The following is a 25,467-nucleotide window of genomic DNA, read 5'->3' as shown; positions in this document are numbered from 1 at the left end:
CTTCCTCCCAGGGATCGCCGCCTCGCCATGGAATGGACCTGGATCTCCGCCCTGCTGATCGTCCTGGCGCTCGCCGGATGCGTGTACGGACTGACGACGGCCTGGCTCGCCGGGCGCCTCGCGCGGCGGCCGGCGCCGCGTCTCGCCCCCGACGCGGCCCGCCCGTCGGTGACGCTGCTCAAGCCCCTCTGCGGCGACGAGCCGAACCTGCACCACAACCTCACCACCTTCTGCACCCAGGCCTATGCGGGCGCCGTGCAGGTGGTCTTCGGGGTGCAGACCGCCACCGACCCGGCGATCGCCGTCGTGCACCGGCTCCAGGCCGAGCACCCCGCCTTGCGCATCGACCTCGTGGTCGACGCCCGCCAGCACGGTGCGAACCGCAAGGTCTCGAACCTGATCAACATGGGCGGCCTCATCGCCCACGAGGTCGTGGTGCTGGCCGACAGCGACATGGTGGTGGCGCCCGACTACCTCGAGCGCCTCGTCGCCGAACTCGCGCAGCCGGGCGTTGCCGGCGTCACCTGCCTCTATCACGGCGTGCCGGCCAATCGCGGCGTGTGGGCGCACCTCTCGGCGCTCGCCATCGACACGCAGTTCCTGCCCAACGTCCTGATGGGCACGTCCTTGAACCTCGCCGATCCGTGCTTCGGCTCGACCATCGCGTTCCGCACCGAGCTGCTCGCGCGGATCGGCGGCTTCGAGGCGATCCGCGACGACCTCGCCGACGACTACGCCCTCGGGGCGGCGTTGCGGGCGCAGGGCGGCATGGTGGCGATCCCGAACTTCACCATCGGGCATACCTGCGTCGATACCTCGCTCGCCGGCCTCTGGCGCCACGAGACGCGGTGGAACCGCACCATCCGCAACCTCGATCCCGTCGGCTACGCCGGCACGCTCGTCACCCACGCCGTGCCGCTGGCGCTCATCGCTGCCCTGCTGCCGGATGCCGGGATCTACACGCTCGCCACGGCGGCCCTGGCCCTCGCCTGCCGGATCGTGCTGTGCGTGCGGATCGAGCGGGCCTTCGGCCTCCAGCCGCACCCGTACTGGCTGCTGCCGATCCGCGACCTCCTTTCCTTCGCCGGCTTCGCCTGGTGCTTCGTCTCCGGCGCCGTGACTTGGAAAGGTCATGATTATCGGGTCGTTGCGGATGGCACGCTGATCCCGGAATCCGGCCTCGCCCGCGAGTCCGGCGCTCCCTCGACTTGACACATCCATCGGGCCGCCGGGCGGCCTCACCGGCCGTGACCGCGGCCTCCTCTCCTCAAGAGACGATCTTCCCGATGATGCGGACCCTCTTCCTCCAGGCCCCCACCTTCGACGGCTTCGACGGCGGCGCCGGCTCGCGCTACCAGGCCAAGCGCGAGATCAAGTCGTTCTGGTACCCGACCTGGCTCGCCCAGCCGGCGGCGCTGGTGCCGAACTCGAAGCTGATCGACGCGCCGCCGCACGACATCAAGCTGCCGGAGATCGTGGCCCAGGCCAACGACTTCGACCTCGTGGTGCTGCACACCTCGGTGCCGTCGTTCAAGTCGGACGTGAAGACCATCGAGGCGCTGAAGGCGAAGAACCCGAAGCTGATCGCCGGCCTGATCGGCGCCAAGGTGGCGGTGGACGCCGCCGGCGCGATGGCCCAGGCCCCGGCGGTCGATTTCTGCGCCCGCAACGAGTTCGACTTCACCGTCAAGGAGGTCGCCGACGGCGTGCCGATGGCCGAGATCAAGGGTCTCTCGTACCGGAACGCCGACGGCGTCGTGGTCCACAACGAGGACCGCGAGATCATGACCGACATGGACCAGCTGCCGTTCGTGACCTCGGTCTACAAGCGCGACCTCGAGATGGAGAAGTACTTCATCGGGTACCTGAAGCACCCCTACATCTCGTTCTATTCCGGCCGGGGCTGCAAGTCGCGCTGCACCTTCTGCCTGTGGCCGCAGACGGTCGGCGGCCACACCTACCGCACCCGCTCAGTCGCGCACGTGATCGAGGAGATCAAGTACTGCCTGAAGGAGTTCCCGCAGACCAAGGAGTTCTTCTTCGACGACGACACCTTCACGGACAACCTGCCGCGCGCGGAAGAAATCGCCCGCGAGCTCGGCAAGCTCGGCGTGACCTGGTCGTGCAACGCGAAGGCGAACGTCCCGCGCAAGACCCTCGAGGTGCTCAAGGCCAACGGCCTGCGCCTGCTCCTCGTCGGCTACGAGTCCGGCAACCAGCAGATCCTGAACAACATCAAGAAGGGCATGCGGGTCGAGGTGGCCGAGCGGTTCACCAAGGACTGCCACGAGCTCGGCATCGCCATCCACGGCACCTTCATCCTCGGCCTGCCGGGTGAGACCAAGGAGACGATCCAGGAGACGATCGCCTTCGCCAAGCGGATCAACCCGCACACCATCCAGGTCTCGCTCGCCGCGCCTTATCCGGGCACCTTCCTGTACAAGCAGGCGGTGGAGAACGGCTGGCTCGACGCTAGCAACGCCGAGCTTGTCGACGAGAACGGCGTGCAGATCGCGCCGCTGCACTACCCGCACCTGTCCCACACCGAGATCTTCAACTCGGTGGAGGAGTTCTACAAGAAGTTCTACTTCCGCGCCCCGAAGATCGCCTCGATCGTCAGCGAGATGGTGCGCTCGCCCGACATGATGAAGCGGCGTCTGCGCGAGGGCGTCGAGTTCTGGCACTTCCTGCGCGAGCGCCAGGGCGGCGCCAAGAAGGCGGCGTGACGAAGGCGGCGTGACCGTCCACGATTGATCGTCCCGCCTGAAGCGGGCGCGAGCCTCCCCGTCCGGCCGGACGGGGAGGCTCTTTCGCGTGAGAGACCGAGCATGAGCACAGCCCGACCGCCCAAGCGCCTCGTCGTCACCTCCGACGATTTCGGCCTCTCAGGCCCGGTCAACGAGGCGGTGGAACGGGCCCACCGCGACGGCATCCTGACGGCGGCGAGCCTGATGGTCTCCGCACCCGGAGCCGCCGACGCGGTGGCGCGGGCGCGTGCGATGCCGTCCCTGCGGGTCGGCCTGCACCTCGTGATGGTCGAGGCCTGGCCGACCCTGCCGGCCGCCGACCTCCCGGACCTCGTGCACGGGGCCGGGCTGATCCGGTCGGATCAGGGGCGGCTCGGCCTCGACCTCGCGCTGAAGGCCCCGGCCCGCCGCCAGCTCGCGGCCGAGATCCGGGCGCAGTTTGAGGCTTTTCGCGCGACCGGGCTGCCCCTCGACCACGTCAACGCGCACAAGCACTTCCACATCCACCCGATCATCGCCGGGATGGTCCTGGCGATCGGGCGCGACTACGGCATGCGGGCGATCCGGGTGCCGCGGGAATCGCGGGAGGCCCTGCGCCGCGCCGAGCCCGGGGCGAAACCGGGCCTCGCCCTCGACACCGCGCCCTGGGCCGCCTTGCTGCGCGCCCGGGCGACGCGGGCCGGCCTTCTCGTGCCGGACGGGGTGCTCGGCCTCGCCTGGTCGGGCGCCATGACGCCCGCCCGGGTCGAGGGCCTGCTGCGCCACCTGCCGGACGGGCTGACCGAGCTCTACCTGCATCCCGCGACCACGGGCGGCTTCCCCGGCGAGGCGCCGGGCTACGCCTACGCCGAGGAACTCGCCGCCCTGACGGCGCCGGCGAGCCGGGCGGCGCTGGCGGCATCGGGCGCCGTCACCGGCGGCTTCTCGGATTTCGCTCGCTGAAGCGCGAGGGCATCGGTTACCGGTAGGGCAGGGCCGGGGACGCGGCCTGCCGTCCGGGAGCCCTCGCATGCGCCGCCTCACGCCGATATCCCGAATCCTGTGGTGCATCTGCGGTGCGGTCGGGCTCGCGGCTCCCGCAGGGGCGGCCGAGATCACGCTGCTGACCACGGGCGCCTACAAGCCCGTGGCGGCGGCCCTGGTGCCGCGTTTCGAGCAGCGCACCGGCCACAAGGTCGTCCTGCGCAACGAGACCGCCGGCGCGGTGGCGCAGGCGATCCGCGACGGCGTCCGGGCCGACCTCGTGGTGCTCACCCCGGGCGGCTTCGACGCGCTGATCCGCGAGGGCCGCCTCGCCGGCGCGAAGCCGGTGCCGCTCGCGACGGTCGGGATCGGCGTCGCGATCCGCGACGGGGCGCCGGTTCCGGACATCGCCACCCCCGAGGCCTTCCGTGCGGCGCTGCTGCAGGCACGGGCCGTCGCGATGGTCGATCCGGCCTCCGGCGGCTCGAGCGGGATCTACCTCGCGCGGCTCTTCGAGCGCCTCGGCATCGCCGACCGGATGAAGGACAAGCTCGTCCTGGTGCGCGGGGGGCTCGCCGCGTCGCGCCTCGTCTCCGGCGAGGCGGATCTGGCGCTCCAGCAGACGAGCGAATTGCTGGCCGTCGAGGGCGCGCGCCTCGTCGGCCCGATCCCGGCGGCGGTCCAGAACCACACCGTCTATGCCGGGATGGTCCCGGAGGGAGCGGCGGAGGCGGAGGCCGCATCCGGGCTCCTGCGGGACCTCGCCGGCCCGGACGCCGCGCCGGTCCTGGCGCAGAAGGGCATGGCGCCGCCCGGCCCGTGAGCGATCGGGGGCGCCGCGCTCTTTTCCCGGCGGCGCCCTCCTTGAAACCGCCATGGCGACCCCGCATGTAAATGTCGTTCACATTTACATCCTGCGGGAGATCGTGACGTGTCGTATACCTCTGCCCCCTGGTCGAGCGGCCGCGCCTGCCGCAATGGCCCGTTCCCGCGCCGCTCCGTCGAGATCGGCGCGATCGTCATCGGTTTCATCTATGCGTGGCCGTTGGCCGCGGCCTACGTGGTGTGGAAGCTCATGGGATACCCGGCCCTCAACGAGATGAAGTCCTTCGCCGAGCGCACCTTCCGGAACGGCTTCACGGGCTTCGGCGCCGCCCGCCACGACAGCGGCAACTGGGCCTTCGAGGAGTATCGCCGCAAGGAGATCGAGCGCCTCGAAGAGGAGCGCCGCCGCCTCGAGGAGGAGAGCCGCGCCTTCACCGAGTTCGTGGACGAGCTGAAGCGCGCCCGCGACCGCGAGCAGTTCGACGCCTTCATGGCCCGCCGCCGCGCCGGCTCGAACTTCTGACCGGCCGGACGGGGAGGATCTGCCGCCCCGATCGGCGATTCAGCGCCTCAGGCTTGAGCTTGACGCGCCGAATCGCCCGGGGCACCCTCCATCAGGTCAAGCATCGACAGGCTCCTCGCGGCCCCCGCGGGGAGCCTTCTCCGTTGAAGGACGGCGCGTCCGCATGACCAGTTCCAACCGCTCGTCGCATATCCGGCTCACCTCGCATCCGGAGCCGGGCACCGCCCGCTGGCCGATCCGCTGGGGCGCCGCCGACCCGCGCGAGCGAGGGCCGATCATCGGCACCGTCACCACCCCGGCCGACCGCAACGTCATCGGGGCCAATGGCGGCGCCTACTCGCTCTACCGGGCGCTTGCCATCGCCGGGCGGGCGATGAACCCGCTCGCGCGGCCGGACCTGACCAACACCCATCCGGTGGTCGAGATCGGTCCCCACCCGCAATGGGCCGACCCGGGGAAGATCGTCTCGCTCGATCCCTGGGGGCATAGGCCCGGCGAGGTGTTTCGCGAGGCGATCACCACCGGCACCGACATCCGTCCGACCATCGCGGTCACCAAGGCGCGCCTGAGCCTGCCCGAGATCCTGGCGGCGATGGGCGCCCACCGGCTCGCCGCCGACGGCACGGTGCTGCATGCCACCGGCGACATCTCGGTCACCAAGATCGCGGTCGATCCGGTCTGGTACCTGCCGGGCGTCGCCGCCCGCTTCGGCACCAGCGAGACGGCGCTTCGCCGCACGCTGTTCGAGCAGACCGGCGGCATGTTCCCCGAACTCGTCACCCGGCCCGACCTCCAGGTCTTCCTGCCGCCGATCGGCGGCTGCACCGTCTACGTGATGGGCGAGGTCGCCGGCCTGACCGACCCGCGCCGGCGCATCGCCTGCCGCGTCCACGACGAGTGCAACGGCTCGGACGTGTTCGGCTCCGACATCTGCACCTGCCGGCCCTACCTCACCCACGGCATCGAGGAATGCGTGCGCGAGGCGCAGGCCGGGGGCACCGGCGTCATCGTCTACAACCGCAAGGAGGGCCGCGCGCTCGGCGAGGTGACCAAGTTCCTGGTCTACAACGCCCGCAAGCGCCAGGAAGGGGGCGATTCCGCCGCCACCTACTTCGAGCGCACCGAGTGCGTCGCCGGCGTGCAGGATGCCCGCTTCCAGCAGCTGATGCCGGACGTGCTGCACTGGCTCGGCATCCGGCGCATCGACCGGCTGATGTCGATGTCGAACATGAAGTACGACGCCATCACCGGCTCGGGGATCGAGGTTGGCGAGCGGGTGCCGATCCCGCCGGAGCTGATCCCGCCCGACGCCTCGGTCGAGATGGAGGCCAAGAAGGCGGCGGGCTACTACGCGCCGGACGGCACCGCCGAACACCTCGACGCCGTGAAGGGCCGCGACCTCGAGCGGTTCTGACGTCGCCCGTACGACACGCCTTTGGAGATGCCCGTGCCTGAGTTTTCGACCGCCCGCAGCCTGCTCTCGGCCCGGGCGGTGCGCGCCCGCGCCGAGACCCTGCTCAAGGCCGGGCTCGAGGGCAGGCTCGACCATTTCGTGGTCGACCTCGACCGCCTGGGCGGTTGCGCCGACGCGGTGGTCGAGACGATCCGCGAGGCCTATCCGGACCTCGCCATCCCCTACCACGCCCGCTGGCGCCACTTCTCCGTCGGCAGGTTCGAGCGCTGGGGCTCCCTCGTCCATGCCGCGCCGTTCGAGGATCCGGCCGAGCAGGCGCGGGCCGCCTTCGACCTCGTGGTGGTGAGCGTCCTGCTCGATGCCGGCGCCGGCCCGACTTGGCGCTACGAGGAGGGCCGCACCGGCGAGACCTATGCCCGCTCCGAAGGCCTGGCGGTGGCGAGCTTCGACATGTTCGTGTCCGGGCTCTTCTCCTCCGCGCCGGAGGACCCGTTCCGCGCCGACGCCCGCGCGCTCGCGAGCCTGACCGAAGCGGAACTCGCCGACGGCTTCCAGGTCTCGCCGACCAACCCCCTCGTCGGCCTGTCCGGCCGCACCGCGCTCCTCAACCGCCTCGGCCAGGTCGCGGCGGCCGATCCCGAGGGCTTCGGCCCGGACGCGCGCCCCGGCTTCCTGTTCGACCGCATCAAGGCCAGGGCCCGGGACGGCGAGGTCGCGGCCGAGACGGCGCTCGAGGTGCTGCTGACCCATCTCGGGCCGATCTGGCCCGGCCGCATCGTCGTCGACGGCGTCGATCTCGGCGATACCTGGCGCCATCCGCTGGCCGGCGGCACCGGACCGACCGAGGGGCTGGTGCCGTTCCACAAGCTGTCGCAGTGGCTCGCCTACTCGCTGCTCGAGCCGCTGGAGGAGGCGGGCCTGACCGTCACCGGCCTCGATGCGCTGACGGGCCTGCCCGAGTACCGCAACGGCGGCCTGTTCCTCGATACCGGGGTGCTGGCGCTTCGCCGGCCCGAGGAGGCCAAGCAGCCGCACGCCGTCGACTCGCGCCTCGTCGTGGAGTGGCGGGCGCTCACCGTGGCGCTCCTCGACCGGCTGGCACCGCTGGTGCGCGAGCGCCTCGGAGTCGAGGATCCGGCCGAGCTGCCCCTCGCCAAGGTGCTGGAGGGCGGCACCTGGGCCACCGGCCGGCGCCTGGCCAAGTCCTTGCGCCCCGAGGGCGCGCCGCCGCTGGCGATCGCGAGCGACGGCACCGTATTCTGAGTCGAGTGTGATCGTGCGAGTAAGATCGTGAATATGGAGACGGCGATGCAGGGTGCGGGTGCGCGCGGGGAGACGGGGGTGGCGCCGGTCACGGTGGTCGACCACCCGCTGGTGCAGCACAAGCTGACCCTGATGCGGGACAAGGCGCGCTCGACCAAGGGCTTCCGCCAGCTCCTCAACGAGATCGGGACGCTGCTCGCCTACGAGGTCACCCGCGACCTGCCGCTGGAGCCGGTCGAGATCGAGACCCCGATGGTCACGATGCAGGGCGCCCAGATCGCCGGCAAGAAGCTCGTCCTGGCGCCGATCCTGCGCGCCGGCGTCGGCTTCCTCGACGGCATGCTGTCGCTGCTGCCCTCGGCCCGCGTCGCCCATGTCGGCCTCTACCGAGATCCCGATTCGCTGGAGGCGGTCGAGTACTACTTCAAGGCCCCGTCCGACCTCGCCGACCGCACCGTGCTGGTCCTCGACCCGATGCTGGCGACGGCGAACTCGGCCGTCGCCGCGGTCGACCGGCTGAAGGAGCGCGGCGCCCGCGACCTGCGCTTCGTCTGCCTGCTCGCCGCGCCGGAGGGCCTCGCCAAGTTCCAGGGCGCGCATCCCGACGTCCCGGTCTGGACCGCGGCGATCGACAGCCACCTCAACGAGCACGGCTATATCCTGCCGGGGCTGGGCGATGCGGGCGACCGGATGTACGGCACGCGGTAGCCCGTCGGGGGTAGCCCCTTGCCGCTGGCGCACCCACGCGGCAGGTAAGGACGCCTACCCCGCGACTTCGGAGCCGCCCCATGCCGTCGATCCCCGCCACCATGCGCCAGGTCCGCTTCAACGGGGCCGGCGGGCCGGAGGTGATCGGGATCGAGACCGTGCCGGTGCCGCGCCCGGGCCCGAACCAGGTGCTGGTCGAGGTCGTGGCGGCCGGCGTGAACCGGCCCGATTGCCAGCAGCGGGCCGGCAAGTACCCGCCGCCGCCCGGCGCCACCGAGGTGCCGGGCCTGGAGATCGCCGGCCGCGTCGTCGGCTCGGGCGAAGGCGTCACGGAGCTGCGGGAAGGCCATGAGGTCTGCGCGCTCACGATCAGCGGCGGCTACGCCGAGTACTGCCTCGCCGACGTGTCGCTCTGCCTGCCGAAGCCCGGTCCGCTCTCGCTCGTCGAGGCGGCGGGCCTGCCGGAGAACTACTGGACGGTCTGGACCAACGTGTTCGAGCGCGGGCGCCTGCAACGGGGCGAGCGCTTCCTGGTCCATGGCGGGTCGAGCGGCATCGGCTCGACGGCGATCCAGCTCGCCAAGCGGTTCGGCGCCACGGTCTACGCCACCGCCGGCTCGGCCGAGAAATGCGACTTCTGCGAGTCGCTGGGCGCCGACCATGCCATCAACTACCGCGAGGCCGACTTCGCCGCCGAGGTGAAGCGCCTGACCGACGGCCAGGGGGTCGACGTGATCCTCGACATGGTGGGCGCGGCCTATCTCGAGCGCAACGTGAAGTCGCTGGCGCTCGAAGGCCGGCTCGTCGTCATCGCCTTCCTGCAAGGCTTCATGGCGGAGAACCTCAACCTGACCCCGATCATGATCCGGCGCCTCACCGTGACCGGCTCCACCCTGCGTCCCCGCACGGTCGCCCAGAAGGCCGCCATCGCCGACGGCCTGCGCCGGGAGGTCTGGCCGCTGCTCGAATCCGGCACCGTCAAGCCGGTGATCCACGCCACCTTCCCGCTGGAGGACGCGCGGGCGGCGCACGAGCTGATGGAGTCGAGCGCCCATCTCGGCAAGATCATGCTGCGGACCGGCAAGTAGATTGACGGGCATCGCGCGCCCCTGCGGCGGGCGCGCGAGGAACCTCGGCCGATCGGTGACGTTGGCTGCACAACGGATCACCGCTCGGCGCAGCCGCCGAGCCTCCAGCCCGAGGTTCCCCATGGATCCCAACCGCACCGTCGAGACCCCGACCGAGGCCCGCCAGGGCGCCAAGGGCCGTCCCGTCCTCTACGTCCTGCTCGGCAGCCTCGCCCTCCTGGCGATCGCCATGGTCGGGCTCCTGAGCTGGAACGGTGCCAACGCGCCGAAGGACTATGCCAGCCAGAGCCAGGATGCCTCGCGCCAGCAGATCACCGGATCGACGAACGGCAGCGGCGGCGTCTCGTCGTCGAACAGCGCCGGCGTGCCGGCCGGCAACCCGGCCTATCCGGCCCCGGCCGAGCCGAAGTCGACCGGCTCGACCAACGCGAAGTAAGCGTTCACGCTCGGAGCCACGAAGGGCCGCTTCCCGGCAGGGGAGCGGCCCCTCGCCGTTTCGAACGCCCGATCGGCACGGGAATGTGATCCCCGCCGCCGCCGCACCGTCCCTAGGGTACCGGTGGGCAGAGAGGGTGGGACCGTCGCGATGCGGCGCCTGATGAAGTTCCTTCACACGATGGGGGCGATCGGCCTGATGGGGGCGATGGCGTCCCTGGTGGTGATGCTGGGCGTGGTTCCCGCGCCATCCACGGCGCTCGCCGGCTACGCCCTCATGCGCGGCGCGATGGCGGCGGTGGCGACGTGGGTCTTCCTGCCGTCGCTCGCACTCATGCTCGTCGCCGGATTGCTGGCGATCGCCCTCAACCGGGCGTTCCAGAACGCCGGCTGGGCCTGGGTGAAGCTCGCCACCGGCGTCTTGATGTTCGAGTACGGCTTCGTCGGCGTCCAGGGTCCGATGCAGATCGAAGCCGACCGCGCCGCGCAGGCCCTCCTCGGTCGCGTCGATCCGGCGACCCTGGCCCTCTCGCTCGGGGCCGAGCGAGGGACTCTGTGGGTGCTGCTGGCGATTTCGACGCTGAACGTTGTCCTCGGGGTCTGGCGGCCGCGCATCATGCGGCGGCCGCCAGACCCCGGGCGAGGCCGTGCCTCAGCGGGTCGGCACCGGCTCCGCGCCGCGGTAATCGTAGAAGCCGCGCTTGGTCTTGCGGCCGAGCCAGCCGGCCTCGACGTACTTCACCAGGAGCGGGCAGGGGCGGTACTTCGAATCCGCCAGGCCCTCGTAGAGCACCTGCATGATCGACAGGCAGGTATCGAGGCCGATGAAGTCGGCGAGCTGGAGCGGGCCCATCGGATGGTTGGCCCCGAGCCGCATCGCGGTGTCGATCGAATCGACCGAGCCGACGCCCTCGTAGAGGGTGTAGATCGCCTCGTTGATCATCGGCAGCAGGATGCGGTTGACGATGAAGGCCGGGAAATCCTCCGACACCGTCACGATCTTGCCGAGGCGCTTCACGAAGGCCTTGGCCGATTCGTAGGTCGGGTCCTCGGTGGCGATGCCGCGGATCAGCTCGACGAGCTGCATCACCGGCACCGGGTTCATGAAGTGGATGCCGATGAAGCGCTCGGGCCGATCGGTCGAGGCGGCGAGCCGCGTGATCGAGATCGACGAGGTGTTGGTCGCCACCATCGTCTCGGGCCGCAGCGACGGGCACAGCGCGCTGAAGATGCTGCGCTTGATCACCTCGTCCTCGGTCGCCGCCTCGATCACCAGGTCGCAGGGGCCGAAATCGTCGAACGAATCGACCGCGATGATGTGCTCGATCGCGTCGCGGCGCTGGTCGTCGGTGATCGCGCCCTTCGAGACCTGGCGCAGCAGGTTGCCGTTGACGGTCGCCAGACCGTTCCTGAGGCGGTCGGGATCGCGGTCGTTCATCCGCACGTCGAGCCCGGCCAGGGAGCAGACATGGGCGATGCCGCTGCCCATCTGACCGGCCCCGATGATGCCGACCGTCTTGATCTCGATGCCCATCACACCCCTGCCTTCCCGCCGCGCCGACACCGAGCGTTCATATCACCGCGCCTTCGCAGATGCGAAGGGTTCCAATGAGTTCCGGTCGGGTCGTTGTGCCGCCCCTCGCGCGAGGGGCGGACACCATTCAGCCCCGACCGTCAGCCCGTCTCGGTCAGCCCTTGGACTTGGCGATTTCCTGCTGCAGGTCCGGCACCACCTGGAACAGGTCGCCGACGAGGCCGTAATCGGCGACCTGGAAGATCGGCGCCTCCTCGTCCTTGTTGATGGCGACGATGACCTTCGAGTCCTTCATGCCGGCGAGGTGCTGGATCGCCCCCGAGATGCCGACCGCGACGTAGAGGTCCGGCGCCACGACCTTGCCGGTCTGGCCGACCTGCCAGTCGTTCGGCGCGTAGCCGGCATCGACCGCCGCGCGCGAGGCGCCGACCGCGGCGCCGAGCGAGTCGGCGAGCGGCTCGATCAGCTCCTTGAACTTGTCGGCCGAGCCGAGGGAGCGGCCGCCCGACACGATGATGCGGGCACCCGCCAGTTCCGGACGGTCGGACTTGGCGATCTCCTCGCCCTTGAACGACGATTTCGCGTCCGGGGCGGCACCCGCCTGGGCCGCCTCGACCGGGGCGGCGGAGCCGCCCTCGGCGGTGGCCTGGAAGGCGGCGGTGCGGACCGTGATCACCCGCTTGGCGTCGGTTGCCTGCACGGTCTGGATCGCGTTGCCGGCGTAGATCGGCCGCTCGAAGGTGTCGGGACCGACCACCTTGATGATGTCCGAGACCTGGGCGACGTCGAGGAGGGCGGCGACGCGCGGCAGCACGTTCTTGCCCTCGGTCGAGGCGGCGGCGATCACGGTGTCGTAGGAGGCGGCGAGCCCCGCCACCAGGGCGGCGGTCGGCTCGGCCAGCAGGTGGTCGTAGGCGGCGTCGGCCGCCAGCAGCACCTTCTCGACCCCGTCGAGCTTGGCGGCGGCGTCCGCCGCCCCTTGCGCGTCGGCGCCGACCACGAGGGCGTGGACCGGGGCGCCGAGCTGCTTGGCCGCCGTCAGGGCCTTGGTGCTGGCGTCCTTCACGGCGCCGCCGGCATGCTCGATCAGCAGGAGGGTGGTCATGGCGTGGGTGTCCTTCCTCTCTCAGGGATGCCTGTGCGTCCTCGTCAGAGGACGCCGGCCTCGACCTTCAGCTTGTTGACGAGCTCGGCGGCGCTGGCGACCTTGACACCGGCCTTGCGGCCGCCCGGCTCGACGGTCTTGAGCACCTTCAGGCGCGGGCTCACGTCGACGCCGAGCGCCTCCGGCTCGACCGTGTCGAGGGGCTTCTTCTTCGCCTTCATGATGTTGGGGAGCGATGCGTAGCGCGGCTCGTTGAGGCGCAGGTCCGTCGTGACGATCGCCGGCAGCTGGAGGTTCAGGGTCTGCAGGCCGCCGTCGATCTCGCGCACCACGTCGAGGTTGCCCTCGGCCACCTCGAGCTTGAACGCGAAGGTGCCCTGCGGCCAGCCCAGCAGCGCCGCCAGCATCTGGCCGGTCTGGTTGGAATCGTCGTCGATCGCCTGCTTGCCGAGGATGACGAGGTCCGGGCTCTCCTTCTCCACCAGCGCCTTGAGGAGCTTCGCCACGGCGAGCGGCTCGACGGCGGCGTCGGTCTTGACCAGGATGCCGCGGTCGGCGCCCATGGCGAGGGCGGTGCGGATCGTCTCCTGCGCGGCCTGCGGGCCGATCGAGACGGCGACGATCTCGGTGACCTTGCCCTTCTCCTTCAGGCGGATCGCCTCCTCGACGGCGATCTCGTCGAAGGGGTTCATCGACATCTTGACGTTGGCGAGCTCCACGCCGGAGCCGTCCGGCTTGACCCGGATCTTCACGTTGTAGTCGACCACCCGCTTGACGGGCACCAGGACCTTCATGATCGTCGCATCCTTCAGGGACGAAGGGACGATCGTGGACGGGCCCTCCCTCGGCCGGCCCGCGATCATCCCCGATGGAGCAAGGTGGCGCGGACCGTAACGACCGATTTTCCGACTTGTCAACGCGGCCGGAGGGCGGTTCCCCCGGGCACGCGGCGCGGGGCTCGGCGGCGGTCGCTCAACTGCGGTCGCCCCGCCGCGGTCGCTCAGCCCCGGTTCTTGCCCGGAACCCAGAGCACGTCGGCGGCGCCGTCGTCGTTGGCGACCCGGGCGGCGACGAACAGGAAGTCCGACAGGCGGTTGAGGTACTGGATCGCCACCGGGGAGACGATCTCGCCGGGCGTCCCCGCGAGCGCCACCGCCAGGCGCTCGGCCCGGCGGCAGACCGTGCGGGCGAGGTGGAGGGAGGCGGAGGCGGCCGAGCCGCCCGGCAGCACGAAGGAGCGCAAGGGGGAGAGGTTCGCGTTGAGCGCGTCGATCTCGCGCTCCACCCGCTCGACCTGGGCGGCGACGATCCGCAGCGGCTCGTAGGAGAGGGGCTCGCCGGTCTCCGGGGTCGCGAGGTCGGCGCCGAGGTCGAACAGGTCGTTCTGGATCCGCCCGAGCATCGCGTCGAGCTCGCCGGTCGTGTGCAGCCGCGCGAGGCCGAGGCAGGCATTGGTCTCGTCGACGGTGCCGTAGGTCTCGACCCGCAGGTCCGCCTTCGAGCGGCGCGCGCCGCTCGCGAGCGCCGTGGTGCCGGTATCGCCGGTGCGGGTGTAGATGCGGTTGAGGACGACCACGGGCAGCTCCCTTCGGCGGGCGCGCCCGCTCCGGCGGCGAGTTCTAGCGCTCCCGCGTCGCCGCGCCAGCCCCGCCGGTCAGGCCGCCGTCAGAAGGTGTAGGCGACCTTGCCGCCGAAATTGGTCAGGCCGCGGTTCGTGACGCAGAGGCCGGCATTCGACATGTGCTCGATCGTCGCCATCACGCTCCAGTGCTCGGTGAGCCGGAAGCCGACGGCCGCCGCCTCGCGGAACAGCGGGTTGCAGCCGAGCGCGTTGAAGGTCTTGGGCACGCCCGCCTTCGGGCCGGTATAGCCGTCGTGGAAGCCGGTGCCGAAGAAGCCTTCGACGAAGATCCGGTCGGTGATGTCGAAGGTCCAGGTCGCGCCGAGATAGGCGTAGCTGGTGCGGCCGTCGACATTGTAGCTGCCGCCGACGGTCGGGCGCGGGATCAGCGCGTTCCACAGCCGGTCGGCCACCGTGACCGGCTTGGCGAACAGGAACTCGCCGTTAATGTTGCTGGTGTTCTTCTCGTTGCTGCCCGGATCCTGGGCGGAGCCGCCGATGCGGAACTCCGACACGATGCTCAGGGGCTGGACCGGCGGCCGGTAGGACGGGACCAGTGCCGAGGGATCGGCGGCCTGTGCGGCCGGTGCGGCCAGGAGGGCCGTCGTGACGATCGCCGCGGCGCGGCTCGGAAGGGTTACGCGCATCTGTCGAACGGTCCACCGCCCCCGTTGCTGGGGCAGGGCGCACCCTAGCCGTTCGGCGCGCGCCGCGTCTCGCCGCGCAATCCGTCCGGTCCCGGTTTTCCACCCCGTGCGGCCACCCCGCCACAGTGTCGCTGCGTCAGACGCCGCGCCACCACAGCACCCCCATGATGACCAGGATGGCGACGAACTGGAGCAGCACCCGCAGCCGCATCAGCCGCTGCGAGACGTTGGCGCTGCCGCCGCGGAGCATGTTGGCGAGGCCGAGCAGCAGCACCACGGCGACCGCGAGGCAGGCGATGAGGACGAGGGTGTTGCTGGACATCCGGGGGAAGGCTCGCGAGGTGGAGCCGCCTGATAGAGCGTGACGGGGCCGCGCGACGAGGCGGCCCCGCGACGCAGGCGCCGCGGGACTGCGCGGGGGACCAGGGGCTGCGGCGCGGGTCAGTTCCGCCGCAGCAGGCGCTCGAAATAGTCGAGCTCTTCCGCCGGACGGCTCGGATCGCCGAGCTTGCGCCGCAGCTCCTCGAGGATGCGCCGGGCCCGCTCGACGCCGGATTCCTCGGCGGTCGGCACGCGCACCCGGCCGTCGGAGAAGTCGCGGCTGCGGGTCGGGCGGCCAAGGGGGTCGCTGTCGCGGGCGCCCTGGCGGCCGGGCTGGTTCGGGTTGCCCTGGCCCTGCTGTCCGTCGGCCTGCTGGCCCTCGCCCTCCTGGCCCATCTGCTGCATCTGCTGGGCCATGCCTTGCGCCCCGCGCTGCATCCCCTCGAGCGCGCGCCCCTGCGCGTCGACGGCGGAACCGTCCTGGCCCTGGCCGAGCGCGTTCTCGGCGTCGCGCATCGCCTGCTCGGCATCGGCGAGGCCCTGCTCGCCCTGCATGCCGAGTTCCTTCATCCGCCGCTGCAGGTCCTCGAGCCGCTGGCGCAGGGCCTGCTGGCGCTCGCCCAAACCTCCCTGCTGTCCCGGCTGCTGACCGCCCTGCTGCCCGCGCTGACCGGGCTGCTGGCCCTCGCCCTGCTGCGGCTCGCCCCCGCGCTGGCCCTGCTGCCCGCGCTGACCCGGCTGGCGCTGCCCCTGCTGGCCGGGCTGCTGCGGCTGGCCGCGATTGCCGAAGCGGCGCTCCTGGCCCTGGCGGAAGGTGTCGTCGCGCAGGCCCTGCTGCTCGCGCGCCATCGCCTCGAGGTCCTGCATCTGGCGGTTCATCTCGCGGGCGGTGGGATCCGACATGCGCGAGTTGGGCTGGGCCGTCTGCAGGTTCTCGAGGATGCCGCGGAGCTGGTCGAGCAGGCGCTGGGCCTCGGCCACGTCGCCGCGCTTCATCGCCTCCTGCATCTGGTCGAGCATCTTCGACAGGTCGTCCGGCGTCACCGTGCGGTCGGCCTGCTGGCTCTGCTGCCCGGGATTCTGCGGGTTCTGCTGCTGCTGGCGCTGGGCGAACTCCTTCAGGAACCGGTCCATGGCCTGGCGCAGCTCGTCGGTGAGCTTGGCGATCTCCTGGTCGGAGGCGCCGCGGTCGAGGGCGTCCTTCAGCCGGTCCTGGGCCGCGCGCAGGGCCTTCTCGGCGTCCGAGAGGTCGCCCTCCTCGAGCTGCAGCGCCATGGTCCAGAGGAGGTCGGCGACCTCGGTCAGGTCCTCGTCGCTCCTCGCCGCCCGCAGGCGCCGCGCGGCCTCCTTGAGGCCGAGGAACACGCCCCATTGCGGCGTGAAGCGCTCGGGCGCGATCAGGAGCGCGTCGAGCGAGGTCTCGACCCGGGCGCGGCTCCCGTCCGGATCGAGGACGAGGCGGCGGCGCTCCTCGGCGAGCGAGCGCGCCAGGGGCTTGGTGAAGAACCGCCCCGGCAGCGTGAAGGCGAGGGGGGCGGAGCGGCCCTCCTGCCCGGCCTCGTCCTTGGCCACCAGGGTCAGCAGCACCTTGGCGCCGGCCCAGGGATTGTCGGTGAGGTCGATCAGGGTGCGGGTGTCGGTGGTGCCCTGCGCGTCGGCCGGCAGGCTCAGGGTCAGGCGCGGCGGCGGCACCAGGCTGCGGCCCCTGGTCTGCGGCTCGACCACGCCTTCGGCGGAGGCGATGCCGTAATCGTCCTTGGCCCGGTAGGCGAGGGTGAAGGTGCCGCGCCCGTTGGGCTCCGGGTTGCCCGAGAAGGCGATCTCCGGCGGCCGGTCCGGGATTGTCTCGATGGTGAGGCGGTGGCTCGCCGAGAAGCCCGTCTGCACCGCGACCTCGGCGGTGCCGCCGGTGAGGGTGAAGCGCTCCTCGCGCAGGTCGGGCCGGGCCGGCGCGGCGGCGGGCAGCGGCTTCAGGCCGGCACCCGGCGTCACGGTGGCGTCGCTCGCGCCGGCGATGCGCACGACGAGCGTCGAGTTCACCGGAGCCCGCAGGCGCTGGCCCGCCTCCGCCAGGGTGACGATGAGGGGCGGCGTCCTCGTGTAGAGCGGCGGGTCGATCCAGCCGTCGACCCGGAAGGCGGGCGCCGCCGCCACCGGCCCGCGCCAGTCGAAGGCGGCGCGCAGCCGGTCGCCGGCCTCGGGCCCGGCCACGAAGGCACCCGCCACCGCGGCGAGGATCGCGCCGGCGCGCAGGGCGAAGGGATCGCGCCGGGCCATCCCGGGGCGCGGCCCGGAGACCTTGAGGCGTGCCACGGTCGAGGCGGCGCGCCGGCGGTGCAGCTCCCACAGCGTGCGTGCGCCGGGATCGTCGGTGCCGAGCGCCAGCGTGTCCTCGAGGGCCTGGGCGGGGCGGTGGCTCAGCCCCGCATCGCGGTCGATGCGCGCCAGCGCCTGGTTCCGGGCGATCCGGCGCAGGCGCACGAGCGGCAGCAGGAGCGCCACGAGGGCGAGCCCGAACAGCGCGACGCCGACCATGCGCAGGATCGGCCCGGCATCGAGCCACAGCCCGAGCCAGGAGGCGGCGAGGAAGACCAGCACGACCGCGAGGCCGCGCCACAGGATCGGCCAGGCCTGCTCCCACAGCGTCACCCGGCCGGCCCGCAGGACGAGCCGGTCGAGGCCGGCGCGCACCGGATCGCCGGCCTGCGGCGCACCCTCCCGGGCGGGCGTGCTCCGCGCGGTGTCCGGCTCGGCGGTGTCCGGCTCGGCCTTCGTCATGCCCTGCTCCCGCTCGCTCCCATCCGGGGACGGCTCGAAGCGGGCAGGCTACCACGCCGGCCCGGACCGGCCAGCGGGTCAAATCGGCTCAGGCCGACCGCTCGTCCCGCGACCGGGTCCGGGCGGGCAGGCCGCTCGCGTTCTGCCGTTCCGCCGCCTCGCGCAGGGGCTGCACGGCGTGGCGGGCCCGGGCCAGGGTCGCCTCGTGCTCCGCGGCGATGCGGAACGCGCGCTCGACCACGGCCTCGGCACGGGCGAGAAGGTTGCCTTGGGGCGCCATCGCGTGGGGTCCTCCCGGTGATATGCCGGGACGTTAGCCCGCGAGGACTGGCGGCCTCGTTCGAAAATTCCGTCGCATTTGAACGATCGGCGCGCGAGCGTTCAGGCGCTCAGCCATTCCGGCACCCGGTCGAGCCCGATCAGCTCCTCGTAGCTCTGCCGCGGGCGGATGACCGCGTGGTCCGAGCCCCGCACCAGCACCTCGGGCACCAGCGGCCGGGTGTTGTAGGTGCAGGCCTGCACCGCGCCGTAGGCGCCCGCCGACATCACGGCGATCAGGTCGCCGGGCTTGACCTCCGGCATCTCGCGGGCGAGCGCCAGGTAGTCGCCGCTCTCGCAGACCGGGCCGACCACGTCGGCGGTGAGGCGGGCGGCCTCGGGCTTCGGCTCGGCGACCGGCCGCAGGGCGTGGTAGGCCTCGTAGAGGGTCGGGCGGATCAGGTCGTTCATCGCCGCATCGACGATGACGAAGGTGCGGCCCTCGCCGTGCTTCACGTACTGGACCTGCGTGACCAGCACGCCGGCATTGCCGGCGATCATCCGGCCGATCTCGAAGACCGGCCGCAGGCCGAGCGGCCGGAAATGCGGCCGCAGCACCGAAGCGAAGGCGGCCGGGTCGGGCGGGGGCGCGTTGTCGTCGCGGTAGGGGATGCCGAGGCCGCCGCCGAAATCGACGTGGTGGAGCCTGTGGCCCGCCGCCATCAGGTCGCGGGCGAGGCCGCAGAGCAGGGCGGCGGCGTTGTCATAGGGCGCGAGATCGGTGATCTGGCTGCCGATATGCATGTCGACGCCGACGAGCGACAGGCCCGGCAGGGCGGCGGCGCGGGCGTAGACCTCGCGGGCCCGCGCGATCGGGATGCCGAACTTGTTCTCCGACTTGCCGGTCGAGATCTTGGCGTGGGTGCGGGCATCGACGTCCGGGTTGACCCGGATCGAGACCGGCGCCGTCGCGCCCTTGGCGGTGGCGACGCGCGAGAGCAGCTCCAGCTCGGGCTCGCTCTCGACGTTGAAGCACAGGATGCCGGCATCGAGCGCGGCGGCCATCTCGCGCTCGGTCTTGCCGACGCCCGAGAACACGATCCGCTCGCCCGGCACGCCGGCGGCGAGCGCCCGGCGCAGCTCGCCCTCCGAGACGATGTCCATGCCGGCGCCGAGGCGCGCCAGGGTGGCGAGGACCGCCTGGTTCGAGTTCGCCTTCATGGCGTAGCAGACGAGGGCGTCGTCGCCGGCGAAGGCCTCGGCGAAGACCCGGTAGTGCCGCTCGAGGGTGGCGGAGGCGTAGCAGTAGAACGGGGTGCCGACCGCGCCCGCGAGCCGTGCCAGGTCGACGTCCTCGGCGTGGAGCACGCCGTCGCGGTAATGGAAATGGTGCATGGGAGGTGACCTGGGAGGTGACCGACGATCCGGGCGCTGAGCCGCGCCCGAGCCGGGCGCGAGACGCGCCCTCTACACGAAAGCGGCCGGCCTTGGCACCCTGCCCGGCGGGTCAGAGCAGCGGGTCGAGGGGGAAGGGCTCCCGGGGGATCACGTAGCCCTTGCGGCGGCGCGAGGAGGACTCGGTCGGGGCCGGAATCCCGGTCGGGGCCGCGACGGCGGCGGAGGGCAGCTCGTCCTCGGCGTCGGGGGCCGCCCCGCCCGCCGCGAGCCCGACGCCGCCCGGCAGCGTGTTGACCGCGGCGGCCCCGGTCTTCGGCCGGGCTCCGCTGCCCGGCACGCCCGCCTGCGGCTTGCCGGTCGACGGCTGGGCCGCCGGTGCCGCCGCGGGCGGCGGCTCGAGCGGACCGCGCCGCCCGCAGGCGGCGGCCGAGAGGGCGATCAGGCCGAGGAGGACGAGGGTACGGGTACGGAACACGGGCGAGATCCGGGGACAAGCGTGGCGGCGGCACCATAGCGGCCCGCGCCCCGCACGGCGAGCCCCGGGCAGGCCGGCGTTGCGCGGCATTCGAGCGTGGCCGTTAAGGGGGCGTTGGAACGCGGTCCCGGAGAGTGCCGGGACGGTCCTTCCTTCGGGGGACCGCCGATGCCCGGGCGACACACCGCCCGGGAAAGGCGTCGCCGCGAGCGCCGGGGAGACGGAACGGCGATCGGATCCCTCGCCAATCCGTTAACGGACGGTTAAGCTTCCGGTCGATCGCCGCGTCGGCTTCCGTCGCGTTTGTGAGTGTCCCGTGAGCCTTTCGACGGTGCGGCTGCACCAGCTCCTCGTCGCAGCGGCTTTCCTGGTGCCGTGCGTCGTCCTGGTGGGCGCGGCGTGGTGGAACCGGGCCGAGGTCCTGCGGGAAGAGGACAGCGCCGTGGTCCGCACCGCGGCGGTGATGCACGAGCACGCCTCGAAGGTGTTCGACACCGCCGAGCTGGCGATGGACCGGGTCGACGACTACGTCTTCGACCGCAGCTGGAGCCAGATCTCGGCCAGCGCCACCGGCGGCTTCCTGGCGAGCCTGAAGGCGCCGCTCGCCCAGGCCCGGGCGGTGTGGGTGGTCGATCCGAAGGGAAGGATCGAGGCCTCGAGCCGCGAGGGCGACCTCGGACGCGACCTCGCGGAGCGGGACATCTTCTCGGTCCACCGCCCGCGCGACATCGGCATCTACGTCAGCCCCGCCGTGCGGGAGGCCGACGGCTCGACCGCCTTCATGGTCAGCCGCCGACGCTCGACCGACGACGGGCGCTTCGACGGCGTGATCGTGATCGCCCTCGGCACCGAGTACTTCGCCCGCTTCTACGCCGAGGTCGCCGCGCCGACCGACCACCGGGCGATGCTCCTGCGCGCCGACGGCGCGATCCTGGTGCGCGAGCCGCCGGGCCCGGAGGTCGACGAGCGGCTGGCGCCGGCCGATCCCCTGCTGCGGGCGATCCGCGCCCGGCCGCAGGGCGGGGCGGCCACCGGCACCCCGCCCGGCGAGGCCGAGCGGCTCTACGCCTGGCGCCGCATCGGCGACTACCCGGTCGAGGTCGCGTTCTCGGTCGAGACCGCGGTCGCCCTCGACCGCTGGTACGACAACCTGCGGGTCTACGGCCTCGTCGCCACCGTGTCGGCCCTGACCCTGGTGCTGATGGCCTGGCTGGCGCTCGCCCGGGCCCGGGCCGAGCAGCAGGCGCTCTCCGACCTCAAGCGCGAGCACGCCCAGCGGCTGGCCGCCGAGAACCAGCTGCGCCAGGCGCAGAAGATGGAGGCGGTGGGCCAGCTCACGGGCGGCATCGCCCACGACTTCAACAACCTGCTCGCGGTGATCACCGGCTCGCTCGAGCTGGTCCAGCGCCGCATCGCCCGGGGCGATACCGATGTCGGCCGTTTCATCGCCGGCGCCCTCGACGGAACCGACCGGGCGGCGAAGCTCACCCACCGCCTCCTCGCCTTCGCCCGCCAGCAACCGCTCGAGCCGCGCCCGACCGACCCGAACCGCCTCGTGGCCGGCATGGTCGACCTGCTGCGGCGGACGCTGGGCGAGACCGTGCGGGTCGAGACCCGGCTGATGGCCGATCCGCCGGCGGTGTTCGTCGACCAGAACCAGCTCGAGAACGCGATCCTGAACCTCGCGGTCAATGCCCGCGACGCGATGCCGGGCGGCGGGCGGCTCGCCCTCGAGACCGCCCACGGCACCCTCGCGGACGGTACGGCGGCGGTCTGCGTCACGGTGCGCGACACCGGCACCGGCATGCCGCCCGAGGTCGTCGCCCGGGCCTTCGAGCCGTTCTTCACCACCAAACCGCAGGGGCGCGGCACGGGTCTCGGCCTGAGCCAGGTCTACGGATTCGTCACCCAGTCCGGCGGGCGCGTGCGCATCGACAGCCAGCCGGGGCAGGGCACCGCGATCGAGCTGACGCTGCCGGTGAGCCGGGACGGTATCCCCGTCGAATCCGCCGCACGCGGGCGTCTTGCCGCCACGGTGCCCGGCCGGTCGCGGCAGACCGTCCTGGTGGTCGAGGACGACGCGGCGGTGCGGCTGGCCAGCGCCGAGACGATCGGCGAACTCGGCTACCGCACCCTGACGGCCCCCGACGGGGCGGCGGCGCTCGCCACTCTCGACAGCGAGGGCGACGTGACGGTGCTGTTCACCGACGTGGTGATGCCGGGCATCGACGGGCCGACGCTGGCGGCCGAGGCGCGCCGCCGGCGGCCCGACCTGCGGGTGATCTTCGCCACCGGCCATCCCCGGGACGAGGCGCAGGAAGGACCCCAGCCGGCGCCCGGCGAGACGGTGTTGCGCAAGCCCTTCACCATCGAGGCCCTGGCCGAGGCCCTCGAGGCCGCGAGCCGGGCCGAAGCCTCGGCGTGAGCGGGGCCCGCTGCCCGGGCCGCCGCTCCCGTCCTCATGCCGGTCGCTACTTCTTGTGCGTCTGCTCGTAGTAGTCGATGGCGCGCTTACAATTGACCGAGATCTTCTTCATGTTCTTTTCGAAGCAGCGGTCGACCTCGGGGCTCTCCGGCGGCAGGTTGCCGCAATAGGTCATGTAGTCGCCGGTGCAGTACTTCTTCAGGTTGGGGTCGTCCCGCTGGGCCGAGGCCGGTGCGGCGAGCAGCATCAGGCTGCCGGCGGTCAGGAGGGCGAGCGACATCGGCCTGAGCATCATGTCTGTCGAAGCCTTGCAGAGCGTGGGAGGTGGCAGCGAAATGGCCCGAATCACGCGACCTGACAAGGGCCGCCGGGCGATGGAGGCCGGCGCGCGACATCGACGCGGTCGCGCCGGCAAGAGCCGACCGCGCCGGAAAACGCCGATTTCCGAATGGCTTGCCGTCTGTTTCCGGTCCGTTTCCGCGCCGGCTCGCCCCGGCCGTCCGCCGCCCGGCTTCGCCGCGATGTGCCGCAGAGCACAAGGCGGGCGAGCGGGACGCGGAGGGGGCGGCCGGCCGCCCGGGGCTCAGCCGGCCGCCGCCGGCGTCGGCCGCGGGGTCTGGAGCGGGGTCGCCTGGGGCAGCCGCGGCTCCGCCCGGCCCTGCCCCTGCAGCAGGGCATCGGCCACCTCGGCGATCCGGCGCTCCAGCGCGGCGTTCTCGGCGACGACGCGCTCCGGCGGCGGGGCGCCACCCGTCCGCACCGCCTCGCGCAGCCGCGCGATCTCGTCGCGTGCCCGCGCCAGCTCGGCCTGCGCCGCCTCGGCCTCGGCGGCGTGGCGGGCGTTGAGGTCGGTCAGGGCGTCCTCGAGCGCCTGGATCTGCTCGCGGGCGGCGCTGGCGACGCTCTCGCCCGCCGCGGCCACCCGGACGCGGGCGGCCCGGGCCTGCTCCTCGGCGACGCCGCGGGCGGTCTCGGCCTCGGCCTGGCCGCGGCTCAGGGCCTCGGCCTCACCGCGCAAGGCGGCGAGCTCGGACAAAGCCCGCTGGTAGGGACCCTCGAGCGCCCGCATCGCCTCCTCGGCGGCGGCGCGGGCGGTGCGGGCCTCGGCGAGTTCGCCCTGGGCCTGGGCGAGGCCGCCGCGGGCCTCGACGAGGTCGCGGTCGACCTCGGCGAGCCGCGCGTCCCGGCGCTCGACCTCGGTGGTGAGCGCGCCGATGCGGACGGTGCGCCGGCCCATCTCCTCCATCTCCGCCCGGCGGGCGGCCTGCGCCTCCTCGACGCGGCGCTCGAGCTGGCGCTCGCGCACCGCGAACTCCGCCCGCAGGTGGTCCTTTTCGGCGGTCAGCTCGACGATCGACATCGGGTAGAGCGCCTCGAGCCGGCGGCGCGTCAGGCGCTCGGCCCGGGCATTGAGCGCCGGCAGGATCAGCAGCGCGCACAGGCTGGCGCCGAGGAACCCGAGCGCCGCGAACATCAGGGATTCGATCACCCGGGCGATACTCTCTCGGCGTCCGGGCGGCGGAGGAGCGCCCGGACGGTTGCGACGGTCGGCGGACGCCCCGGCCGGGACGTCGCGGCCGGACCCTGCCACGGGATCGCGGCGAGGACCAGCGTAGCGGTAAGCGGGCCGATCAGAACGGGTTCCAGGTCGGCGCGTCGGTGAATTTGAGGTAGCCGACGTTGATCCCGAAGCGCGCGCCGACCCCGGCCCGGATCGGCACCACCACGATGTTGTCGGCGGTGACCGCCGACATGCCGAAGCCGCCGACCACGTAGGCCGAGCCGTCCATGCCGACGAAGCGGCGGTAGAGCGCGTCGACCCGCGGCAGGTTGTAGACCAGCATCATGCTGCGGGCGCCGTCGCCGCCGACGTCGAAGCCCAGCGACGGGCCCTGCCAGTACACCTTGCGCTGGCCGGCATTGCGGGTGAACAGCGTCCCCTCGCCGAAGCGCACGCCGCCGATGATCGCGCCGGAGGCCTCCTGGCCGAGGATGTAGCCGTTGGGCTCGCCCCAGCGGCGCGTCGCCTCCTGCACCGTCAGGGCGAGGCCGCGCGAGACCGAGCCGAAGAACTGGTGGCCCGAATCGATGATCTCCCGCGGCTGGAACGTGCCCGGGTCGCCGGGCCCGCCGCGCCGCTGCGCCGCGGCGGGATCGGGGAGGGCGGCGAGCGCCAGGGGCGCGGCGAGGAGGGCCGCGAGGAGGCGCCGGCGCGGGAGGCTGGGCGCCTGCCGGGAGGTCCCGGATCCCCTGCCGGACGATGCCGGCCGGGATGTGGAGGCCGGCCGGGACGACTCTGGCCGGGACGACTCTGGTCGGGACTTGGAGGCGGAGGAGGCTGAGAGCATTCGTTAGGCGTCCCGGCTTAGAAGGTCCTGGCCGACCCCGAGCGGCCGGAGGCCTTCGGGACCCGGCGCGGACGGGCGGCGGGATGCCACAGATGCTGCGGATATGGGCAAGATCTGGTTAACGCGGCGCGGCCTGCTGTCGCTCGTGCCCGCCCTGGCGGTCCGGCCGGCCCGCGCCGAGACTCCCCTCGGCGTGCCGGCCCTCTACGGCGCCGATCCCCTGAACGGGATCGCTTTGCGCGGCTTCGATCCGGTCTCCTACCGGCTCGGCCCCGAGCCGGTGCCGGGCTCGGGCGCGCACGAATTCACCTGGTCGGGCCTGGTCTGGCGCTTCTCGGGCGCGGCGAATCGCGGCGCCTTCGCGCGGGACCCCGAGGCCTACGCCCCGCGGCTCGGCGGCTGCGACCCGGAGGGCGTGGCCGCCGGCCGCCTCGTCGAGGCCAGCCCCCTGGTGGCGGCGCTGCACGACGGCCGGCTCTACCTGTTCCGCGATCCCGAGCGCCGGGCGCAGGCCGGGCCTCCGCTCCTCGACGCGGCGGAGGCGCGCTGGCCGGGCCTGCGGCGCGACGCCCTGATCGGCGGCTGAAAGCC

25 protein-coding genes and 1 pseudogene are annotated in these 25,467 nt (G+C 72.4%); 13 read left to right on the top strand and 13 right to left on the bottom strand.

The annotated features are described in order from the left end of the window. The first annotated feature begins 27 nt into the window (after positions 1–27). From hpnI to DK419_RS29535, 11 genes and pseudogenes are all read left to right on the top strand, one after another. Complete coding sequence (gene hpnI / locus DK419_RS17590) at positions 28–1,212, top strand: bacteriohopanetetrol glucosamine biosynthesis glycosyltransferase HpnI (protein ID WP_109960230.1); 1,185 nt, start codon at positions 28–30, stop codon at positions 1,210–1,212. 77 nt (positions 1,213–1,289) lie between these two features. Further along, positions 1,290–2,726, top strand: coding sequence for a hopanoid biosynthesis associated radical SAM protein HpnJ (hpnJ, locus tag DK419_RS17585; protein ID WP_109962364.1), 1,437 nt, complete (start codon positions 1,290–1,292; stop codon positions 2,724–2,726). Between the two features lie 102 nt (positions 2,727–2,828). Further along, a complete protein-coding gene (gene hpnK, locus DK419_RS17580; RefSeq protein ID WP_109960229.1) occupies positions 2,829–3,689 on the top strand; it encodes a hopanoid biosynthesis-associated protein HpnK in 861 nt (286 codons plus the stop codon). A 67-nt stretch (positions 3,690–3,756) separates the two neighbouring features. After that, positions 3,757–4,533, top strand: a complete 777-nt coding sequence (locus DK419_RS17575; protein ID WP_109960228.1) for a molybdate ABC transporter substrate-binding protein — start codon at positions 3,757–3,759, stop codon at positions 4,531–4,533. Between the two features lie 108 nt (positions 4,534–4,641). After that, entirely contained in the window at positions 4,642–5,058 is a 417-nt protein-coding gene (locus DK419_RS17570) for a DUF2852 domain-containing protein (RefSeq protein WP_109960227.1), read from the top strand. A gap of 163 nt (positions 5,059–5,221) precedes the next feature. Further along, positions 5,222–6,472, top strand: a complete 1,251-nt coding sequence (locus DK419_RS17565) for a GTP cyclohydrolase II (protein WP_109960226.1) — start codon at positions 5,222–5,224, stop codon at positions 6,470–6,472. Positions 6,473–6,499: 27 nt separating this feature from the next. Continuing rightward, the gene (locus DK419_RS17560; protein ID WP_109962363.1) at positions 6,500–7,735 is read left to right on the top strand and encodes a URC4/urg3 family protein; all 1,236 of its coding nucleotides are present in this window, start codon (positions 6,500–6,502) and stop codon (positions 7,733–7,735) included. Between the two features lie 33 nt (positions 7,736–7,768). Next, a complete protein-coding gene (gene upp, locus DK419_RS17555; RefSeq protein ID WP_245443034.1) occupies positions 7,769–8,443 on the top strand; it encodes a uracil phosphoribosyltransferase in 675 nt (224 codons plus the stop codon). 80 nt (positions 8,444–8,523) lie between these two features. Next, a complete protein-coding gene (locus tag DK419_RS17550) occupies positions 8,524–9,531 on the top strand; it encodes an NAD(P)H-quinone oxidoreductase (RefSeq protein WP_109960225.1) in 1,008 nt (335 codons plus the stop codon). 121 nt (positions 9,532–9,652) lie between these two features. Then, positions 9,653–9,967 (top strand): hypothetical protein, encoded by a 315-nt coding sequence (locus DK419_RS17545; RefSeq protein WP_109960224.1) that lies wholly within the window; start codon positions 9,653–9,655, stop codon positions 9,965–9,967. A 150-nt stretch (positions 9,968–10,117) separates the two neighbouring features. Then, positions 10,118–10,594, top strand: a pseudogene (locus tag DK419_RS29535) (hypothetical protein); the annotation flags it as partial. A 24-nt stretch (positions 10,595–10,618) separates the two neighbouring features. On the opposite strand, the gene DK419_RS17535 reads toward DK419_RS29535, so the two are convergent. The 10 genes from DK419_RS17535 to lptM form a co-directional block, all read right to left on the bottom strand. Further along, on the bottom strand, positions 10,619–11,500 hold the full coding sequence (locus DK419_RS17535) for a 3-hydroxybutyryl-CoA dehydrogenase (RefSeq protein WP_109960223.1): 882 nt from the start codon (positions 11,498–11,500) through the stop codon (positions 10,619–10,621). Positions 11,501–11,654: 154 nt separating this feature from the next. Further along, entirely contained in the window at positions 11,655–12,605 is a 951-nt protein-coding gene (locus tag DK419_RS17530) for an electron transfer flavoprotein subunit alpha/FixB family protein (protein ID WP_109960222.1), read from the bottom strand. Positions 12,606–12,649: 44 nt separating this feature from the next. Next, positions 12,650–13,399: an electron transfer flavoprotein subunit beta/FixA family protein gene (locus DK419_RS17525; RefSeq protein WP_109960221.1), complete on the bottom strand. Its 750-nt coding sequence runs from the start codon at positions 13,397–13,399 to the stop codon at positions 12,650–12,652. 206 nt (positions 13,400–13,605) lie between these two features. Next, entirely contained in the window at positions 13,606–14,181 is a 576-nt protein-coding gene (locus tag DK419_RS17520) for a cob(I)yrinic acid a,c-diamide adenosyltransferase (protein ID WP_109960220.1), read from the bottom strand. Between the two features lie 89 nt (positions 14,182–14,270). Then, complete coding sequence (locus DK419_RS17515; RefSeq protein WP_109960219.1) at positions 14,271–14,873, bottom strand: acyloxyacyl hydrolase; 603 nt, start codon at positions 14,871–14,873, stop codon at positions 14,271–14,273. Positions 14,874–15,009: 136 nt separating this feature from the next. After that, positions 15,010–15,195: a twin transmembrane helix small protein gene (locus DK419_RS17510; protein ID WP_109960218.1), complete on the bottom strand. Its 186-nt coding sequence runs from the start codon at positions 15,193–15,195 to the stop codon at positions 15,010–15,012. A 119-nt stretch (positions 15,196–15,314) separates the two neighbouring features. After that, positions 15,315–17,972 carry a TIGR02302 family protein gene (locus DK419_RS17505; RefSeq protein WP_109960217.1) on the bottom strand — a complete coding sequence of 886 codons (2,658 nt, stop codon included), beginning with the start codon at positions 17,970–17,972 and terminating at the stop codon, positions 15,315–15,317. Between the two features lie 88 nt (positions 17,973–18,060). Beyond that, positions 18,061–18,252 (bottom strand): hypothetical protein, encoded by a 192-nt coding sequence (locus DK419_RS17500; protein WP_109960216.1) that lies wholly within the window; start codon positions 18,250–18,252, stop codon positions 18,061–18,063. Between the two features lie 101 nt (positions 18,253–18,353). Then, entirely contained in the window at positions 18,354–19,625 is a 1,272-nt protein-coding gene (lysA, locus tag DK419_RS17495) for a diaminopimelate decarboxylase (RefSeq protein WP_109960215.1), read from the bottom strand. Between the two features lie 112 nt (positions 19,626–19,737). Further along, the gene (gene lptM / locus DK419_RS17490) at positions 19,738–20,103 is read right to left on the bottom strand and encodes an LPS translocon maturation chaperone LptM (RefSeq protein WP_109960214.1); all 366 of its coding nucleotides are present in this window, start codon (positions 20,101–20,103) and stop codon (positions 19,738–19,740) included. A gap of 316 nt (positions 20,104–20,419) precedes the next feature. On the opposite strand from lptM, the gene DK419_RS17485 reads away from it, so the two are divergent. Next, the gene (locus tag DK419_RS17485; RefSeq protein ID WP_109960213.1) at positions 20,420–22,528 is read left to right on the top strand and encodes a hybrid sensor histidine kinase/response regulator; all 2,109 of its coding nucleotides are present in this window, start codon (positions 20,420–20,422) and stop codon (positions 22,526–22,528) included. A gap of 46 nt (positions 22,529–22,574) precedes the next feature. Here the strand turns inward: DK419_RS17485 and DK419_RS17480 are convergent, their stop codons facing one another. The 3 genes from DK419_RS17480 to DK419_RS17470 form a co-directional block, all read right to left on the bottom strand. Next, a complete protein-coding gene (locus DK419_RS17480; protein WP_425352595.1) occupies positions 22,575–22,808 on the bottom strand; it encodes a 3',5'-cyclic-nucleotide phosphodiesterase in 234 nt (77 codons plus the stop codon). Positions 22,809–23,111: 303 nt separating this feature from the next. Further along, the gene (locus DK419_RS17475) at positions 23,112–24,017 is read right to left on the bottom strand and encodes a coiled-coil domain-containing protein (protein ID WP_109960211.1); all 906 of its coding nucleotides are present in this window, start codon (positions 24,015–24,017) and stop codon (positions 23,112–23,114) included. Between the two features lie 142 nt (positions 24,018–24,159). After that, positions 24,160–24,876 (bottom strand): DUF1134 domain-containing protein, encoded by a 717-nt coding sequence (locus DK419_RS17470; protein ID WP_245442503.1) that lies wholly within the window; start codon positions 24,874–24,876, stop codon positions 24,160–24,162. Between the two features lie 103 nt (positions 24,877–24,979). Between DK419_RS17470 and DK419_RS17465 the strand changes: the two genes are divergently transcribed. Next, on the top strand, positions 24,980–25,462 hold the full coding sequence (locus DK419_RS17465; RefSeq protein WP_109960210.1) for a hypothetical protein: 483 nt from the start codon (positions 24,980–24,982) through the stop codon (positions 25,460–25,462). The last annotated feature ends 5 nt before the right edge of the window (positions 25,463–25,467 follow it).

The organism is Methylobacterium terrae (assembly GCF_003173755.1).
In the GTDB taxonomy this organism is placed as follows: Bacteria; Pseudomonadota; Alphaproteobacteria; order Rhizobiales; family Beijerinckiaceae; genus Methylobacterium; species Methylobacterium terrae.
The sequence above is the reverse complement of the archived record's forward strand: the minus strand, read 5'-3'. Positions and strand labels throughout refer to the sequence as shown.

Excerpts from the sequence above, each read along its gene's own strand:
- hpnI (WP_109960230.1), top strand. The coding sequence starts at position 28 with ATGGAATGGACCTGGATCTCCGCCCTGCTGATCGTCCTGGCGCTCGCC.
- hpnJ (WP_109962364.1), top strand. The coding sequence starts at position 1,290 with ATGCGGACCCTCTTCCTCCAGGCCCCCACCTTCGACGGCTTCGACGGC.
- hpnK (WP_109960229.1), top strand. The coding sequence starts at position 2,829 with ATGAGCACAGCCCGACCGCCCAAGCGCCTCGTCGTCACCTCCGACGAT.
- DK419_RS17575 (WP_109960228.1), top strand. The coding sequence starts at position 3,757 with ATGCGCCGCCTCACGCCGATATCCCGAATCCTGTGGTGCATCTGCGGT.
- DK419_RS17565 (WP_109960226.1), top strand. The coding sequence starts at position 5,222 with ATGACCAGTTCCAACCGCTCGTCGCATATCCGGCTCACCTCGCATCCG.
- DK419_RS17560 (WP_109962363.1), top strand. The coding sequence starts at position 6,500 with ATGCCCGTGCCTGAGTTTTCGACCGCCCGCAGCCTGCTCTCGGCCCGG.
- upp (WP_245443034.1), top strand. The coding sequence starts at position 7,769 with ATGGAGACGGCGATGCAGGGTGCGGGTGCGCGCGGGGAGACGGGGGTG.
- DK419_RS17550 (WP_109960225.1), top strand. The coding sequence starts at position 8,524 with ATGCCGTCGATCCCCGCCACCATGCGCCAGGTCCGCTTCAACGGGGCC.
- DK419_RS17545 (WP_109960224.1), top strand. The coding sequence starts at position 9,653 with ATGGATCCCAACCGCACCGTCGAGACCCCGACCGAGGCCCGCCAGGGC.
- DK419_RS17535 (WP_109960223.1), bottom strand. The coding sequence starts at position 11,500 with ATGGGCATCGAGATCAAGACGGTCGGCATCATCGGGGCCGGTCAGATG.
- DK419_RS17530 (WP_109960222.1), bottom strand. The coding sequence starts at position 12,605 with ATGACCACCCTCCTGCTGATCGAGCATGCCGGCGGCGCCGTGAAGGAC.
- DK419_RS17525 (WP_109960221.1), bottom strand. The coding sequence starts at position 13,399 with ATGAAGGTCCTGGTGCCCGTCAAGCGGGTGGTCGACTACAACGTGAAG.
- DK419_RS17515 (WP_109960219.1), bottom strand. The coding sequence starts at position 14,873 with ATGCGCGTAACCCTTCCGAGCCGCGCCGCGGCGATCGTCACGACGGCC.
- DK419_RS17510 (WP_109960218.1), bottom strand. The coding sequence starts at position 15,195 with ATGTCCAGCAACACCCTCGTCCTCATCGCCTGCCTCGCGGTCGCCGTG.
- DK419_RS17505 (WP_109960217.1), bottom strand. The coding sequence starts at position 17,972 with ATGACGAAGGCCGAGCCGGACACCGCCGAGCCGGACACCGCGCGGAGC.
- DK419_RS17500 (WP_109960216.1), bottom strand. The coding sequence starts at position 18,252 with ATGGCGCCCCAAGGCAACCTTCTCGCCCGTGCCGAGGCCGTGGTCGAG.
- lysA (WP_109960215.1), bottom strand. The coding sequence starts at position 19,625 with ATGCACCATTTCCATTACCGCGACGGCGTGCTCCACGCCGAGGACGTC.
- DK419_RS17480 (WP_425352595.1), bottom strand. The coding sequence starts at position 22,808 with ATGTCGCTCGCCCTCCTGACCGCCGGCAGCCTGATGCTGCTCGCCGCA.
- DK419_RS17470 (WP_245442503.1), bottom strand. The coding sequence starts at position 24,876 with ATGCTCTCAGCCTCCTCCGCCTCCAAGTCCCGACCAGAGTCGTCCCGG.
- DK419_RS17465 (WP_109960210.1), top strand. The coding sequence starts at position 24,980 with ATGGGCAAGATCTGGTTAACGCGGCGCGGCCTGCTGTCGCTCGTGCCC.